Here is a 15,487-nt window from a genome sequence, read left to right on the forward strand (position 1 = left end):
CCGACTCCGCCGACCCGAACACCGCCTCCTACTGGATCACCGTCGAGCACCTCGCCGACTGGATCGCCACCCGCGGCTACGCCACCAGCTGACCCCCACACCACCACCGCTTACACCGAAGGGCCGGACCCCACCACGGGGACCGGCCCTTTCGGCCTGATCCGCGAGCCCGGCCCGAAGCGCGCCCCACCCCACCCCGCGCCAGGTCGCCCGGTTCCTCACCCAAGCACCGCGTGGAATGAGCAGATCTTGGACACTTTCCGTTAGCGGCTAACGGAAAGTGTCCAAGATCTGTGCGGCCGGGGCGCTCAGCCTCCGGAGTCGTCCATTTCGGCGCCCTCGGGGACGGCGTCGTCGTCCCGACTGGCCAGCCAACCATCCGGCAGGAAGACCTTGCCCGGCGAGTTGGTGCGCCCACGGGGCTGGCCCAGGGCGGTCACCGGGAACGGCTCCGTCGGGTCGAGTTTGCCGAGCAGGTCGTCGAGCTGAGCCAGGCTTTCGATCATCGCCAGTGAGCGGCGGAGTTCGCCGCCGACCGGGAAGCCCTTGAGGTACCAGGCGACGTGCTTACGGAAATCGGCGCAGCCGTCCCGTTCGCCCCGGGTCGGGTTGCGGGCGGCGGCCACGAACTGGTCGACCAGCAGCTCGGCGTGCCGACGCATGGTCACCGACACCTCCCCGAGGGTCGGCAGTCGCCGCTCCGGCCGGCCGTTGAAGGCGGCCTCCAGGTCGGCGAACAGCCATGGGCGCCCCAGGCAGCCACGCCCGACGACCACGCCGTCGACCCCGGTGTGCGCGACCATCCGCAGCGCGTCGTCGGCCTCCCAGATGTCGCCGTTGCCGAGCACCGGCACGTCGAGGGCCTGCTTCAACGTGGCGATCGCGTCCCAGTCGGCGGTGCCCGAGTAGCGCTGCGCGGCCGTCCGCCCGTGCAGGGCCACCGCGGCCACGCCGGCCTCCTGGGCGGCCAGCCCGGCTTCGACGTACGTCAGGTGGTCGTCGTCGATGCCCTTGCGCATCTTGACGGTGACCGGCACCCCGGCCGGTGCCGCGGCGTCCACCGCGGCCCGCACCAGCCGGGCGAAGAGCCGGCGCCGCCACGGCAGCGCCGCGCCGCCACCACGCCGGGTGACCTTGGGTACGGGGCAGCCGAAGTTGAGGTCGATGTGGTCGGCCAGGTCGCGTTCCACGATGATCCGGACCGCGGCGGCGGTGATCTCCGGATCGGTGCCGTAGAGCTGGAGGCTGCGCGGCTTCTCGTCGTCGCCGAACGCGATCATGTGCAGGGTCTTCGGGTTCCGCTCGACAAGCGCCCGCGTGGTGATCATCTCGCAGACGTAGATGCCGCCGCCCTGCTCCCGGCAGAGCCGGCGGAAGCCGACGTTGGTGATCCCGGCCATCGGCGCCAGCACCACCGGCGGCCACACCTGGTAGCCACCGAGGGTTAACGGGCGTCCGGGCGCCACCGCGACATCACTCACCCCGCAAGTATACGGAGGGGTTCCTCCCCCTTTACCTGCCGCAGGGCGGCGCCCGGGTCGACCGACCGGGCCTACCGGGGCAGCCGTCGAGCGGTGCTGAACCCCGTCCCGCTCCGCCCCGTACAGGTCTGGAGCACGAGGTCGTATCTGCTCACCCAGTCCGGCATCGTGCCGCCCTTACGCGGCTGCCACCGGTGCCCGACCACCTGGTAGGTGCCCGCGCACGGCCCCGAGTCGACCCGCACCACCCTCCCGGCCGGGAGGTCGTTGAGCCACGCCCAACCCATGGTGTCGTGCCCCGCCAGGAGGCACGTCGGGGAGGTCGTCCACGTCACCAGCGCCCCGCTGTCGATCTTGGCCTGCGAGTGGATCGCCGTCACGGGGGCGAGACGTGTCACGGGGGCGTGCGGGGAGGTACGCCGCGCGGGACCGCCGCGGGACGGGGCCGGCTGCTCGATCCTCCACTGGGCGGCCTCGATCATCTCGGGGACCGGCGACACGGTGGTCGTGGGGACCGCACCAGCCGACCCGCGCGACGCCGAGGTCAGGTGCGGCGGCGGGGCCTGGGCGGCACCGTGGTGGGCCGTCGAGCCCGAGAGCGCCGGCAGTCCCACGACGATCGACGCCGCAGCGGTCACGCGGAGGACGGACAGTCGGTTCGCCATGTCATCCCACCTTCTCCCGATCGAGACCCAAGATATCGAAAGATGGCATTGAACTAATTTCATCGGCCCGCGACTCGCCGACGGTTCGTTTCGGGTCCCGCACCTGGTCAGGCACCAGAAAGCCCCTCCCCGACCGCGGTCGGGGAGGGGCTTTCGGAGGACGTCAGCAGCCGGGGAGGCGCTCGATCAGGTAGCGCTCGACCTGGTCCAGCGAGACCCGCTCCTGGGCCATGGTGTCCCGGTTGCGCACCGTCACGGCGTTGTCGTCAAGCGTGTCGAAGTCGACGGTCACGCAGAACGGGGTGCCGATCTCGTCCTGCCGGCGGTAGCGGCGGCCGATCGCCTGCGAGTCGTCGAACTCGACCACCCAGCGCTTGCGCAGCAGCGTGGCGAGGTCCTTCGCCTTGGGCGACAGCGCCTCGTTGCGCGACAGCGGCAGCACCGCCACCTTGACCGGCGCCAGCCGTGGGTCGAACCGCATCACCGTGCGCTTGTCCACGCCGCCCTTGGTGTTGGGAGCCTCGTCCTCGTCGTACGCCTCCAGCAGGAAGGCGAGCACCGCGCGGGTCAGACCCGCGGCCGGCTCGATGACGTACGGCATCCAGCGCTCACTCTTGGTCTGGTCGAAGTACGACAGGTCGACGCCGGAGTGCTTGCTGTGCGTGGAGAGGTCGAAGTCGGTGCGGTTGGCGACACCCTCCAGCTCGGCGAACTCGGTGCCGCCGAACTGGAAGCGGTACTCGATGTCCACCGTCCGCTTCGAGTAGTGCGAGAGCTTCTCGGCGGGGTGCTCGAAGAGACGCAGATTGTCCGCCGACAGGCCGAGGTCGAGGTACCAGTTCCAGCGCTCCTGGAGCCAGTACTCGTGCCACTGCTCGTCGGTGCCCGGCTCGACGAAGAACTCCATCTCCATCTGCTCGAACTCACGGGTCCGGAAGATGAAGTTGCCCGGGGTGATCTCGTTGCGGAACGACTTACCGGTCTGGGCGATGCCGAACGGCGGCTTCTTACGGGCGACCGTCTCGACGTTCTTGTAGTTGACGAAGATGCCCTGCGCGGTCTCCGGGCGCAGGTAGTGCAGACCCTCGTCGCTCTCCACCGGACCCAGGTAGGTCTTCATCAGGCCGTTGAACATCTTCGGCTCGGTGAAGGTGCCCTTGTTGCCGCAGTTGGGGCAGTTCAGCTCGGCGAGTGAGGTCAGCGGCTTGCCGTGCTTCTCCGCGTACGCCTCCTCCAGGTGGTCCGCCCGGAACCGCTTGTGGCAGAACTGGCACTCGGTGAGCGGGTCGACGAACTCGGCGATGTGGCCGGACGCCTCCCACACCTTGCGGGCCAGGATCACGGCAGAGTCGAGGCCGACCACGTCGTCCCGCTGCTGGACCATGGTCTTCCACCACTGCCGGCGGACGTTCTCCTTGAGCTCCACGCCGAGCGGGCCGTAGTCCCACGCCGATCGGGTGCCTCCGTAGATCTCACTGGAGGGGAAGACGAAGCCTCGGCGCTTGGCAAGGCTGACGACGGCGTCGATACGGTCGGCTGGCATGTTTCCTCCTACGCCGGCTGGCGGTCGGCGGGGGCGAGATGTGGATGGATCGGTCGGTTCGGGACAACGGTACGACCACCGTCGCCCTGAGCCCAGCAGAATACCGGTGGCGGGTCAGCTGACCCCGCAGACCTCCACGCCGCCGGTCTGCCCGTCCCGGCCGAGGCTGACCTGCTGCTGCTCCCGGTCGCCGCCGGAGAGGCTCACGTCCACCGGCACGGTCAGGTTGATGGTGTCGACCTGACCGAGCCGGAACGCGGTGACCTGCGGTTCGGCGGCGGCTCGCCGTTCGAACTCGGGCCGGGACTCGCGCCGCTGCGCGTCGTCGCAGAGCTGCTCGTACGCCCGCCCGTAGTCCCGCTCGACAAGCGCCTGGTAGTAGGCGCCGGTCACGGTGCGGGCCTGTTCCCCGATCGCCTGCACGCCGGTGACGGCCAGGCCGATGACGGCGCTGCCACCCCCGCCACAGCAGAGCACCACGGCGAGCGCGCCGACGCCGAGGCCGATCCAGAGCCGAGTCCGACGGCCCTCGGTGGGCGGCGCGGCGAACGGCGGAGCCACGCCGGGACCGGGTGGCGGGGCGGGTGCGGTCATAGGAGCAGCGTAGTGTCCGGCGGCTCAGCGGTAAGGACCCGCAGCCCGATCACTCTCGGCGACGACAACTGCCCCGCCGGGGGCGGCGGTGGCCAGCGCCTCGTACGCGGAGGGCTCGTCGACCGACTCGGCGAGCAGCGGCACGGCGCTGACCTTGACCTCGAAGGCGCCCAGTGCCCGGCGGTAGGTGCCGACCGACTCCCATTCGGTGACCAGCGACCAGTACCGGGGGTCGTCGAGCGCCCGGACCAGTTGACCGCGCAGGTAGCCGGGGCGGGCGGCCAGTGCGGTGAGGGCGGCGTGCGCCCGTTCGGTGAAGTCGTCGGCGACATCGACGTCGACCACGAACCGGTTGGTCACCAGCAACGGGTGTCCCTCCTCGTAGAGTCTGTGGGATGCAGCGTACGCAGCGCCCTCTGTTGGCCCGGTTGGCCGGGGCCAACCCGACGTCGGTGTTCCTGCTCACCCTGGTGGTGGTGCTGGTGGCGTTCTTCACGCCCGGGGTGATCGGCGGGCTGCTGACCCTCGCGCTCGCCGCTGTCCTGATCGCCCTGTTGGCGACGACCTGGGCGGTTCAGGCGCCGCAGACCCGGCTGCTTCGGCTGGTGATGCTCACCCTGCTGGTGACGGTGGGCCTCGCGAAGCTGCTCTGACATGAACCATGCGTTTTTGACAATCATTATCGTTGCCACGGACAGTTGACGACATGAGCAACCGCACCACGTCCCGTGTCCTGGCCGCCGCGACCGCCCTCCTCGCCCTGGGCGCCGGGGCCGGCTGCTCCACCGGAGGCGCTGACGCCGACCCCCAACGGGTCGACGTGGTGGCCGCGTTCTACCCCCTCCAGTTCATCGCGGAGCGCGTCGGTGGCGACGCGGTCCGGGTGACCAACCTGGCCAAGCCGGGCGCCGAACCGCACGACCTGGAACTCAACCCCAGCCAGGTCGGTCAGGTCAGCGAGGCTGAGCTGATCGTCTACCTGAAGGGTTTCCAGCCGGCGGTGGACGATGCCGTCGCGCAGAACGGTGGCGACCGGGCGTTCGACGTGACAAGCGTGCAGCCGCTGCTGGACGCGACCGCCGGCGGTCACGACCACGAGGGCGAGGAGGGGCACACCGAGGACAGCGGCGGCAAGGACCCGCACGTCTGGCTCGACCCGACCCGGCTGGCCGGCATCGGTGACCAGCTCGCCCAGCGGCTCGGCAAGGCCGACGCGGACCACGCCGCCGACTACACCGCCCGCGCGGCGGCGCTGCGCGCCGACCTGACGGCCCTGGACGGCGAGTTCCGGCAGGGCCTGGCCACCTGCCAACGGCGGGAGATCGTGACCAGCCACGCCGCGTTCGGCTACCTCGCCGACCGCTACCAGCTCGACCAGGTCGGCATCACCGGGCTGAGCCCCGACGTCGAGCCCTCGCCGCAGCGGCTGGCGCACGTGATCGAGGAGGCGAAGGAGCACCAGGCCACCACGATCTTCTTCGAGACCCTGGTCAGCCCGAAGGTCGCCGAGACCATCGCCGGTCAGGTCGGCGCGAAGACCGCCGTGTTGGACCCGATCGAAGGGCTCGCCGCCGGCAGCGACGGGGACTACCTTTCGGTGATGCGCACCAACCTGCGGACCCTGCAGACGGCCTTGGGCTGCTCGTGACCACACCTGTCATCACCGTCGAGCACGGGGTGGTCGGCTACGACGGCCGCCCCGTGCTCCGGGACATCTCCCTCACCGTCACCGCCGGTGAGGTGGTCGCCGTGCTCGGGGCCAACGGCTCCGGCAAGTCCACCCTGATCCGCGCCGTGCTCGGGCTGGTGCCGGTCAGCGCCGGCTCGGTCACCCTCTTCGAGAGGCCGTTGCGCCGGTTCCGGCAGTGGGAGCGGATCGGGTACGTTCCGCAGCGCCTGGGCGCCGGTGGTGGCGTACCGGCCACCGTCCGTGAGGTGGTGGCCTCCGGGCGGCTGGCCCGCCGGGGCGTGCTCCGCCCGCCGGGTCGAGCCGACCGCGCCGCCGTCGACGCCGCGCTGCTCGCGGTCGGGCTCGCCGACCGGGCCGGCGACCCGGTGGCCACGCTCTCCGGCGGCCAGCAGCAGCGCACCCTGATCGCCCGCGCGCTGGCCGGCCAGCCGGAGCTGCTGGTCCTCGACGAGCCCACCGCGGGGGTGGACGCGACCAGCCAGGAGGCATTCGCCAGCGCGCTGCGCGACTTCGTCTCCGACGGCGGGACGGTGCTGCTCGTCGCTCACGAGTTGGGCCCACTGCGACCGGTGATCAGCCGGGCTGTCGTCGTCCACGAGGGTCGCATCGCCCACGACGGCGCGGTGCCGGACCCGGCCGGCCACCACGCGGAGCCCGACCACGACCACGTGCACCCGCACTGCTACGACGAGCCCGCCGGGCTGTGGAGCAACTGACCCATGGGACTCTTCCAGTACTCCTACATGCAACATGCCCTGATCGGCGCGCTGGTGATCGGCCTGGCCGCGCCGGCGCTCGGCATCTACCTGGTGCAGCGCCGACTGGCGTTGATCGGTGACGGCGTCGGGCACGTCGCGCTGACCGGCGTCGGGGCCGGACTGCTGCTCAACCGCTCGCCGGTGCTGGTCGCCGTGCTGGTCGCCACCGCGGGCGCGATCGCCATCGAGGTGGTCCGGGCTCGGGGGCGTACCTCTGGCGATTTGGCCCTGGCCCTGCTCTTCTACGGCGGCATCGCGGGCGGCGTACTGCTGGTGGGCCTCTCCGACGCAACCAGCGCGAACCTCAACGCCTACCTGTTCGGGTCGCTGATCACCACCTCCCTCGCCGACGTGATCACCATCGCGGTGCTCGGCGCGGCGATCCTGGTCACGATGATCGCGCTGCGCCCGGCGCTCTTCGCGGTCAGCCACGACGAGGAGTACGCCCGGGTCTCCGGCCTGCCGGTACGCACGCTGAACCTGCTGATCGCGGTCGCCACCGCGGTCACGGTGACCATCGCGATGCGGGCCGTCGGGGTGCTGCTGATCAGCGCGCTGATGGTGGTGCCGGTCGCCACCGCCCAGCAGGTCACCCGGGGCTTCCGCAGCACCATGACGGCCGCGATGGCACTCGGGCTCTTCGCCGCTGGCTCCGGTGTCTGGGTGGCGGCCACGGCGGACACCGCGCCGGGTGCCTCGGTGGTGCTGGTGGCGATCGCCTCCTTCCTGGTGGTCGCCGTCGCCGGTGGGGTCTGGCGGACACTGCGCCGACGGTCGACGCCGACCCCCGCGCCAACAGCCGAACCCCACGAGGTCGTACTGGGCCGATCCTGATCCGCGAGCCGTCGGTGGTAATGGGTACCGTTACGGAATGACCAGCGCGACAGGCTACGAGGGCTTCGACGGGGCCAGCGAGTTGCTCCGCGCCCTGTCGGCGCCGATCCGGTTGGCCATCGTCAGCGAGCTGGCGAGCGGTGAGCGGTGCGTACACGAGCTGGTGGACAAACTCGGTGCCGCGCAACCACTGGTCTCCCAGCATCTGCGGGTGCTCCGCGGCGCAGGGGTGGTGCGGGGTTCCCGCCGAGGTCGGGAGATCGCCTACAGCCTGGTCGACGAGCACGTCGCGCACATCGTGGCCGACGCGGTCAGCCACGCCGGGGAGGGATCATGAGCGAGCAGGGCGCCGCGGTGCGCAACACCCGGCAGCGTTCGGCGGTGAGCGCGCTGCTGGCCGAGATGGAGGGCTTCCACAGCGCCCAGGACCTGCACGCGATGCTGCGGCAGCGCGGCGAGCGGGTCGGCCTGACCACCGTCTACCGCACCCTGCAGGGGCTGGCCGACGCCGGTGAGATCGACGTGATGCGGCCGCCGGGCGGCGAGCACCTCTACCGCCGGTGCAGCGAGGGACACCACCACCACCTGGTCTGCCGGGTCTGCGGCAACACGGTGGAGGTGGCCGGCCCAGCGGTGGAGAGCTGGGCCGACCGGGTCGCCGCGCAGCACGGCTACGCCGACGTCAGCCACACCCTGGAGATCTTCGGCACCTGCCCCACCTGCGTCCGCTGAACGGTCATTCATCATCGCCGGCAATGCAGCAAGACCTCGCTCGACATCTCGATCCGGGCGGCGCGAAGCTGGCCGGCCCGGGTCGAACCGCTCCCCCGCCGGCTGATCCGGCGGGTGCCGGTCCCGGCCCGTTCGTGTCACGCTGTCCGGCGTGAAGATCTATGCCGATCGGTTCCCGACCGCCGCCCGTCAGTTGCTCACCGACCTCCTCGTCGTCGCCTGGGTGTACGCGGCGGTCCGCGGCGCGCTGTGGCTGCACGACCTGGTGCAGAAGCTCGCCGTACCGGGACAGAAACTGGAGGGTGCCGGCGGTGGCCTCGCCGACAACCTCGCCGACGCCGGCGGCAAGGTTCGCCGAGTGCCGCTGGTCGGCGACGAGCTGACCGCGCCCTTCCAGCGGGCCGCCGACGCCGCCCGAGGGCTCGCCGACGCCGGCCGCGACCAGCAGCACCTGGTCGACCAGCTCGCCCTCGCCCTCACCATCGCGGTGCTGATCTTCCCGCTCGGCCTGGTGCTGTTCGGCTGGCTGCCGCTGCGGCTGCGCTGGATGCGTCGGGCCGGGTCGGCCGCGAAGCTGGCCGCCGGGCCGGCCGGCCGGGACCTGCTCGCCCTGCGTGCCTTGGCCACCCAGCCGCTGGGCCGGCTCACCCGGGTCGGCCCCGACGTGGCCGAGGCGTGGCGGCGCGGCGACGACGCGACGGTCGACGCGCTGGCCGCGCTGGAGCTGCGCCACCTCGGCCTGCGCGGCCGGAGCCGCTGACGTCGACCACGGGTGCCGGCGACCACCGCGCCGTCGCGGTTCGCGCGCCGGGGACCGTTAAGGTCTTCGGGTGTTCTACTTCCTGGTCGTCATCGCTGTCCTGCTGCTCGGCTACGCCGCCGTCCTGGTCTCCTTCGTCCGCCGGGGCAAGAAGATCCCGTCCGCGGCCTACCTGGGTCTGGCGGCGCTCAACGGACTGATCCTGGCGGCGGTGCTGGCCTGGGCGATCGCCAGCTGACCCGCACCGTCACCACCGCACCGACCCGGCAGGACGCCGGGCGGCGCGGTCACGGCCCGGCAGGACGCCGGGCGGCGCGGTCACCGCCCGGCAGGACGCCAGGCGGCGCGGTCACGGCCTCGGCGGGATGCGGCGGCGGACGTCCTCGGCGGTGGACGGGCCGGGCGACCAGCCGGCCACCCAGGGCAGGTCGTCGGACGGGGTGAGCACGCCCTCCTCCAGGCCCGCGTAGCGGCCGGCGAGGATCCGCTTCGCGGCGGCGGTGTCGACCGAGTCGGTGTTGTCCCAGAGAGCCGAGAACAGGGCGTCCACCCGCACCCGCGCCTGCCGGCAGAACAGGTCGGCCAACTCGATATTTTCCGGGCGGCTGGCCCGCTCGGACTGTGCCCGGACACAGACGGCGGACATCGCGAACAACTCGGCGCCGATGTCCACCACACGGCCGAGGAACGCCTGCTTACGTTCCATCTTTCCCTGCCAGCGGGACATCGCGTAGAACGTCGAACGGGCCAGCTTGCGCGATGACCGCTCCACCTGCCGCAGGTGCGGGGCGAGCGGCCCGAACTCGGCGTACGCCGACGGGCTCTGCCCCCGGCCCACGGCGAGCGTGGGCAGCCACTTCGCGTAGAAGGCACCGGCTCGGGCGCCGGCGCGCGCCTTGCGGCCCAGGCCCGCGTCCGGGTCGATGATGTCGCCGGCCACCGACAGGTGGGCGTCGACCGCCTCCCGCGCGATCAGCAGGTGCATGATCTCCGTGGAGCCCTCGAAGATCCGGTTGATGCGCAGGTCGCGGAGCACCTGCTCGACGTTGGCCGGGCGTTCGCCGCGGGCGGCCAGCGAGTCGGCCGTCTCGTAGCCGCGCCCGCCCCGGATCTGGACCAGTTCGTCGGCGATCTTCCAGGCCATCTCGCTGGCGTACAGCTTGACCAGCGCGGCCTCGATTCGGATGTCGTTGCGGTCGTCGTCGGCGAGCAGACAGCACAGGTCGAGCATGGTCTCCATGCCGTAGGTGGTGGCGGCGATGAAGGAGAGCTTCTGGGCGACCGCCTCGTGCTCGCCCACCGGACGGCCCCACTGGACCCGGTCGGCGGCCCAGCCCCGGGCCACGTTCAGCGCCCACTTGCCGGCGCCCACGCACATCGCCGGGAGCGACAGGCGGCCGGTGTTCAGCGTGGTCAGGGCGATCTTCAGCCCCTTGCCCTCGCCGCCGATCACGTTCTCGGCGGGCACGAACACGTCGTGGAACCGGGTGAGGCTGTTTTCCAGGCCGCGCAGACCGATGAACTCGTTGCGCCGCTCGACGGTGATGCCGGCGCTGTCCCCGTCCACCACGAACGCGGTGATCCCACCCCGCCGCCCCTCGGTGGCCGGCACCCGGGCCATCACCACCAGCAGCGTGGCCACGATGCCGTTGGTGGCCCAGAGCTTCACCCCGTTGAGCCGGTAGCCGGTGCCGTCCTCGGTCGGCTCGGCGACGGTGGCCAGCCGGGCCGGGTCGGAGCCGACGTCCGGTTCGGTGAGCAGGAACGCGGACACCTCGCCGGCGGCGAGCCGGGGCAGGAAGCGCTGCTTCTGCTCGGCGGTGCCGAACATCTTCAGCGGCTGCGGCACCCCGATCGACTGGTGCGCGGAGAGCAGCGCGCCGATGGCCGGGCTGACCGAGCCGGCCAGCATCAGCGCCCGGCAGTAGTGCAGGTTGCTCAGCCCGAGCCCGCCGTACGTCCGGTCGATCTTCATGCCGAACGCGCCGAGGTCGGCCAGGCCGTGGAAGACCGAGTCCGGAATGGACGCGTCGCGTTCGATGGCCGCCCCGTCCACCTCGGTGGTCAGGAAGGCGCGGAACCGTCCGAGGAACTCCTCGGCACGGGCCACGTCGTCCGGGTCGGACCGGGGCCATGGGTCGATCAGGTCGAGCCGGAAGCGGCCGAGGAACAACTCCTTGCCGAAGCTGGGCCGGTCCCAGGAGGACTCGCGAGCGGCCTCGGCGACCCGCCGGGCCTCCTTCTCCGAGACCTGCCCGGCCTCCGCGGGCAGCGGTGCGGCGGCTCCGGCGGTCTGCGGGGTGGTGTCGGAATCCGGGCCGTCCGGTGCTGGTCGGCCGTCCTGTGTCGTGGTCACGGCTGCCCCCTCGAACCTCGGTGCGGCTGCTCGACGTGTGCGACTACCGTCACGTTACCCCCGGGTGTTACCCAGGGGTAGCGCTCGGTGGAGAACTGCTCGATCAGCGGCCGGCGACCTCGTCCGGGTCGTCGTCGTCGTCGTCGATGTCGTCCTCACCCCAGCTGCGGCGGGCGAACGGCAGGGCGGCCCAGAACGTCAGGAACCAGAGCCCGGTCAGCGCGCTGAGCACGAAGGCGATCGGCCGGTCCAGCACGAAGTCGGTGATCAGTAGCACCGCGCTGACCATCGCGATCAGCATGAAGGCGAGACCGCCGGTGGCCATCCGGTGCGCGAAGCGCACCAACTCCGGCTTGCGCCCCTGCCGGAACAGGGCCCGGTGGAACGCCACCGGCGAGATGATCATCGCGGTCGCGGCGGCCGCGGCGAGCAGCGCGACGATGTAGACGTCCCGCTGGAACTCCGTGGTCTCGGTGAACCCGTTGCTGAACGGCAGGGTGAGCAGGAAGGCGAAGAGGATCTGCACGCCCGTCTGTGCGACCCGCAACTCCTGCAACAGGTCGGCGAAATTCCGCTGCCAACGCTGCTTCTCGGTCTCCTTGGACACGCGCTACCTCCGCTGCGACGCTACTGCCGGCGGTCCCGGCCGCCGGCAGCAACGCCAATGCCCCACCCGGGTGAGCGCGAAACAGGTTCACGACATTCGCTGTTCACCTTCTGGACGCACGTCGGTTATCAGTACGGCCTCAGGACCCGCGTCGGATCCGACCGGCGTACCGGGCCTCCAGCTCGGTGTTGTGCGCGTCGCCGTCCGGGATGTTCGCCGACAGGTAGACCGGCGGCCGCTCCCCCGCCGCCAGCAGCCGGGCCACCACCTCCACGGTCACCTGCTGGGCGAGCAGCGCCGCGGTGATCGAGGAGACCGCGCCGACCGCCCCGCCGCCGGGCAGCGGCAGCGTCGCGTCACCGTACGGAGCGCCGTTGTCGAGCACGACGTCGGCGAGGTCGGCCAGCTTGCGCCCGGACGGGTGGCGGGAGGTCATCCGGCCCGAGTGTTGCGCGGAGGTGATCGCCACCAGGCCGTGACCGCGTTCCTTGACGAGCGTGGCGAACTCCACCATCGCGCCGTTGACCCCGGAGTTCGAGGCGAGCACGAAGACGTCGGTGGGCCGGACCGGCGCCAACTCGTAGAGCCGGTGCGCGACCGCCGGGTCCCGTTCCAGCAGCGGGCCGAGCCGCTCCGCCGGTTCGCCGCCGAGCAGCACCAGGTCGCGCAGCGCGATCCGGTTGGTCGGCACCAGACCGCCCGCCCGGCCGGCGATCTCCATGGCGAGAGCCTCGGAGTGCCCGGTGCCGAACGCGTGCACCACCCCGTCGGCGCGGACGGCGTCGGCGATCAGGTCGGCGGCCCGCCCCACCGCCAGCCGCTGGCTGGCGGCCACCCGGCCGATCGTCTCGGTCACCACGGCCAGGTAGGCCTCGGCACTCACCGTCATGCGTCCTCCGTCGTCCGGTGTCGGTCCAGCCAGCGCACCGCGAAGTCGACAGCCGCCCGCTGACTCATCAGCCTGCCGGTCCCGGTGCCGACCGGTCCGGTGCGAACCGCCCCGGTGGCCTCCAGGTCCGTGCCCAGCGCGTCGAAGTCGTCCGCGTCGAGCCGTACGTCCTGCCACCACATCCACTCCCGACCACCGTCGCCGGTCCGCACCGCGGCGCCGACCCGCTCGCGCGGCGAACCGGGGCAGCGGTACTCGGCCAGATGCAGCGAGGTGCTCACGGAGTGGTCCACGCCGAGCAGCAGGACGTCGGCGTCCAGGTCATAGAGCCGGGCGAGGGGAGAACCCTCGCCGAGCATGTCGGCCAGGCCGTGCCCGGCCACCACCTGCTCGGCGGCCGGCCCGAGCGCGGCGAACGACACGTGCGGATGCGAGCTGCGCAGGGCGCCGGGCCAGCCGCGAACCGTCTCTGCGAGCACGCCCATGAACCGGCTCGGCGTGACCGCCGGGTCGAAGCCCGGCATCTCGGCGCGGATCAGCGGCCACCAGTCCGCCGGCACCGGTGGATTGCGCCACCCCGCGGGGTCACTGTTGTCCGGCGTGTGGGTGGGCACCACGATCGTGCCGTCCGGGCCGAGCGCGTCGCGCAGGGCGAGCACCACCGCGTGCGGGCCGCCGCTGACGAACCCCAGCGGACGTAGCGCGGCGTGCACCAGCAGCGTCGCCCCGGGGCGTACGCCCAGCAGGCGCAGTTGCGCGGCGATCGAGCGTCGGGTGCCCGGCCCGCTGGCGTTCGTGGTCACGGCGCCCCTCCCTGGCTGGCCCACAGGCTCAGGCCGTTCCGCCGGCCCGAGCCAGGATCGCCTCGGCGAGCGGACCCGGCGCGGTGTCCGGAATCCAGTGACTCACACCTGGCAACCGCACGAAGCGGTACGTTCCGGTGACGTTCGCGGCGCACGCCTCGGCGGCGGTCTGGCCAATGGCGACGTCCCGGTCACTCCAGACGTAGGTGGTGGGTACCGCGACCGGGCCGACACCGGCCAGGTCGGCGCGGGACATCGCCCGGTACCAGTTCAGCGCGGCGGTCAGCGCCCCCGGCTCGCGCATCGGGGCAACGTAGCGGTCCACCCGGGGCGCGTCACCCACCCCGCCGAGCATCTTGCGCAGCGCGGTCGCGTGCCACGCCAGCAGCACCTTCTCCGCCGTGCCCGGCTTACGGAACAACGTGATGTACGACGAGCGGGCCTTCTGCTGGCCGTCGTTGCTCAGGGCGTACGCCATGGCGGCCGGATGCGGCACGGACACCGCGGTCAGGGTGCGGACCCGGTCGGGGTGCCCGGCGGCGACCGCCCAGGCCACGATCGCGCCCCAGTCGTGGCCGACCAGGTGCACGGCGTCCAGCCCCAGGGCGTCGAGCACCGCCACCACGTCGGCGACGAGTTCGGGGATCCGGTAGTCGGCCACCGCCGTCGGCCGCGCACCGGGCGAGTAACCGCGCTGGTCCAGCGCGTACGTGCGCAGCCCGGCCGCGTGCAGCGCGGGCACCACGTCGTCCCATTCACCGCTGTGCTGGGGGAAGCCGTGCAGCAGCAGGACGGGTACGCCGTCCGACGGACCGCCGGCGGTTACCTCGAACGTGAGACCTCGCGCGTCAACCCGCATGATCGTCAGCCTACCCAGCCGCGGTACGGCCGGCTGAACGCCGAGATGGGCGGATGCCCTGCTGGGCCGGCCCCCCTGGTCAGTGTTAGCGTCGACGAGACAACTTCACATCCGACAGGGGAGCGCACAGCGCTGAGAGTGCGGGCATGCCCGCAGACCCTCGAACCTGATCTGGGTAATGCCAGCGCAGGGAGTTCGGTCGACCTCCAGCCGCGCCGCCGTCCGGTGCCACCGGACGCGCGGCGTGCGTCTTCTCCTGGTTCGATTTACTGAACTGGGAGCACCAGCATGGACAACACCACCAACCGTTGGCGGACCATCGACATCGTGGTCGCCTCGGTGATCGCGGTCGCCTTCGGCGTCATCTTCTGGGCCTGGGGCCTGGTCTGGAGCGCCACCGAGGGTGCGTTCGCGTTCTTCCCGCCGGCGCAGACGCTGCTCTACGGCGTGTGGCTGATGCCGGCCGTGATCGGCGGCCTGGTCATCCGCAAGCCCGGTGCCGCGCTCTACTGCGAGACGGTGGCCGCGGTCCTGTCCGCGCTGCTGGGCAGCCAGTGGGCCGGCACGGTGATCCCGCAGGGCATCGTGCAGGGCATCGGCGCCGAGTTGGCGTTCGCCGCCTTCCGGTACCGGTCGTTCCGGCTGCCGACCGCGATGCTGGCCGGCGCGCTGACCGGCCTCAGCGCCGCGCTGTTCGACTTCTTCGTCTGGAACGACGCCTACGCGCTTGCCGACTACCGAATCCCGTACGCGCTGCTCACCATCGTCAGCGCCACCGTGATCGCTGGTGCTGGCGGCTGGCTGCTGACGAAGGCCCTGGCCAACACCGGCGTCCTGGACCGCTTCCCGGCGGGCCGAGACCGAGCCCTGATCTGACCCCGCCCCGTTGATCAAGAGGTTTGCGTCAGCGGAAGGC

Annotated in this window: 19 protein-coding genes, 1 pseudogene and 1 riboswitch; of the genes and pseudogenes, 10 read left to right on the top strand and 10 right to left on the bottom strand. The window is 71.8% G+C overall.

Annotated elements, in window-relative coordinates:
* A pseudogene (locus tag AB0C01_RS31200) lies at positions 1-92 on the top strand (phytochelatin synthase); the annotation flags it as partial.
* A 216-nt stretch (positions 93-308) separates the two neighbouring features.
* Here AB0C01_RS31200 and dusB read toward each other — a convergent pair.
* The 5 genes from dusB to AB0C01_RS31225 all read right to left on the bottom strand — a co-directional run bounded on the left by dusB (position 309) and on the right by AB0C01_RS31225 (position 4,649).
* Positions 309-1,481 (bottom strand): tRNA dihydrouridine synthase DusB, encoded by a 1,173-nt coding sequence (gene dusB, locus AB0C01_RS31205; protein ID WP_357244583.1) that lies wholly within the window; start codon positions 1,479-1,481, stop codon positions 309-311.
* A 71-nt stretch (positions 1,482-1,552) separates the two neighbouring features.
* The gene (locus AB0C01_RS31210) at positions 1,553-2,146 is read right to left on the bottom strand and encodes a hypothetical protein (protein WP_357572851.1); all 594 of its coding nucleotides are present in this window, start codon (positions 2,144-2,146) and stop codon (positions 1,553-1,555) included.
* Between the two features lie 163 nt (positions 2,147-2,309).
* A complete protein-coding gene (locus AB0C01_RS31215; RefSeq protein ID WP_357572852.1) occupies positions 2,310-3,689 on the bottom strand; it encodes a glycine--tRNA ligase in 1,380 nt (459 codons plus the stop codon).
* Between the two features lie 114 nt (positions 3,690-3,803).
* A complete protein-coding gene (locus AB0C01_RS31220; protein WP_357244574.1) occupies positions 3,804-4,283 on the bottom strand; it encodes a hypothetical protein in 480 nt (159 codons plus the stop codon).
* A gap of 24 nt (positions 4,284-4,307) precedes the next feature.
* Complete coding sequence (locus tag AB0C01_RS31225; protein WP_110566725.1) at positions 4,308-4,649, bottom strand: antibiotic biosynthesis monooxygenase; 342 nt, start codon at positions 4,647-4,649, stop codon at positions 4,308-4,310.
* A gap of 29 nt (positions 4,650-4,678) precedes the next feature.
* On the opposite strand from AB0C01_RS31225, the gene AB0C01_RS31230 reads away from it, so the two are divergent.
* From AB0C01_RS31230 to AB0C01_RS31265, 8 genes are all read left to right on the top strand, one after another.
* Positions 4,679-4,936: a hypothetical protein gene (locus AB0C01_RS31230; protein WP_110566727.1), complete on the top strand. Its 258-nt coding sequence runs from the start codon at positions 4,679-4,681 to the stop codon at positions 4,934-4,936.
* Between the two features lie 53 nt (positions 4,937-4,989).
* A complete protein-coding gene (locus AB0C01_RS31235; RefSeq protein ID WP_357244570.1) occupies positions 4,990-5,931 on the top strand; it encodes a metal ABC transporter substrate-binding protein in 942 nt (313 codons plus the stop codon).
* Positions 5,928-6,689 carry a metal ABC transporter ATP-binding protein gene (locus tag AB0C01_RS31240; protein ID WP_357244566.1) on the top strand — a complete coding sequence of 254 codons (762 nt, stop codon included), beginning with the start codon at positions 5,928-5,930 and terminating at the stop codon, positions 6,687-6,689. Before AB0C01_RS31235 ends, AB0C01_RS31240 begins: the two co-directional genes overlap by 4 nt.
* Positions 6,690-6,692: 3 nt before the next feature.
* Complete coding sequence (locus tag AB0C01_RS31245; RefSeq protein ID WP_357244562.1) at positions 6,693-7,565, top strand: metal ABC transporter permease; 873 nt, start codon at positions 6,693-6,695, stop codon at positions 7,563-7,565.
* Positions 7,566-7,602: 37 nt separating this feature from the next.
* Positions 7,603-7,902 (top strand): metalloregulator ArsR/SmtB family transcription factor, encoded by a 300-nt coding sequence (locus AB0C01_RS31250; protein ID WP_355030824.1) that lies wholly within the window; start codon positions 7,603-7,605, stop codon positions 7,900-7,902.
* Positions 7,899-8,297, top strand: coding sequence for a Fur family transcriptional regulator (locus tag AB0C01_RS31255; RefSeq protein WP_357378404.1), 399 nt, complete (start codon positions 7,899-7,901; stop codon positions 8,295-8,297). Before AB0C01_RS31250 ends, AB0C01_RS31255 begins: the two co-directional genes overlap by 4 nt.
* 151 nt (positions 8,298-8,448) lie before the next feature.
* Positions 8,449-9,057 (top strand): hypothetical protein, encoded by a 609-nt coding sequence (locus AB0C01_RS31260; RefSeq protein WP_357244556.1) that lies wholly within the window; start codon positions 8,449-8,451, stop codon positions 9,055-9,057.
* A gap of 70 nt (positions 9,058-9,127) precedes the next feature.
* On the top strand, positions 9,128-9,295 hold the full coding sequence (locus AB0C01_RS31265; protein WP_357244553.1) for a hypothetical protein: 168 nt from the start codon (positions 9,128-9,130) through the stop codon (positions 9,293-9,295).
* Positions 9,296-9,406: 111 nt separating this feature from the next.
* On the opposite strand, the gene AB0C01_RS31270 is transcribed toward AB0C01_RS31265, so the two are convergent.
* From AB0C01_RS31270 to AB0C01_RS31290, 5 genes are all read right to left on the bottom strand, one after another.
* The gene (locus tag AB0C01_RS31270; RefSeq protein WP_357572853.1) at positions 9,407-11,413 is read right to left on the bottom strand and encodes an acyl-CoA dehydrogenase family protein; all 2,007 of its coding nucleotides are present in this window, start codon (positions 11,411-11,413) and stop codon (positions 9,407-9,409) included.
* A gap of 103 nt (positions 11,414-11,516) precedes the next feature.
* Positions 11,517-12,020, bottom strand: a complete 504-nt coding sequence (locus AB0C01_RS31275; RefSeq protein WP_357244546.1) for a DUF6328 family protein — start codon at positions 12,018-12,020, stop codon at positions 11,517-11,519.
* Positions 12,021-12,159: 139 nt separating this feature from the next.
* Positions 12,160-12,909, bottom strand: coding sequence for an SIS domain-containing protein (locus tag AB0C01_RS31280; RefSeq protein WP_357244543.1), 750 nt, complete (start codon positions 12,907-12,909; stop codon positions 12,160-12,162).
* Positions 12,906-13,712 carry an AAC(3) family N-acetyltransferase gene (locus AB0C01_RS31285; protein WP_357244540.1) on the bottom strand — a complete coding sequence of 269 codons (807 nt, stop codon included), beginning with the start codon at positions 13,710-13,712 and terminating at the stop codon, positions 12,906-12,908. The genes AB0C01_RS31280 and AB0C01_RS31285 overlap by 4 nt, the downstream gene beginning before the upstream one ends.
* Positions 13,713-13,740: 28 nt before the next feature.
* Positions 13,741-14,571, bottom strand: a complete 831-nt coding sequence (locus tag AB0C01_RS31290) for an alpha/beta fold hydrolase (RefSeq protein WP_357244537.1) — start codon at positions 14,569-14,571, stop codon at positions 13,741-13,743.
* 106 nt (positions 14,572-14,677) lie between these two features.
* A riboswitch (TPP riboswitch) is annotated at positions 14,678-14,782 on the top strand.
* Positions 14,783-14,859: 77 nt separating this feature from the next.
* Here AB0C01_RS31290 and AB0C01_RS31295 point away from each other — a divergent pair.
* A complete protein-coding gene (locus AB0C01_RS31295; protein ID WP_357244534.1) occupies positions 14,860-15,447 on the top strand; it encodes an ECF transporter S component in 588 nt (195 codons plus the stop codon).
* Positions 15,448-15,487: the final 40 nt, after the last annotated feature.

The organism is Micromonospora sp. NPDC048905 (assembly GCF_040649655.1).
Taxonomy (GTDB): Bacteria; Actinomycetota; Actinomycetes; order Mycobacteriales; family Micromonosporaceae; genus Micromonospora.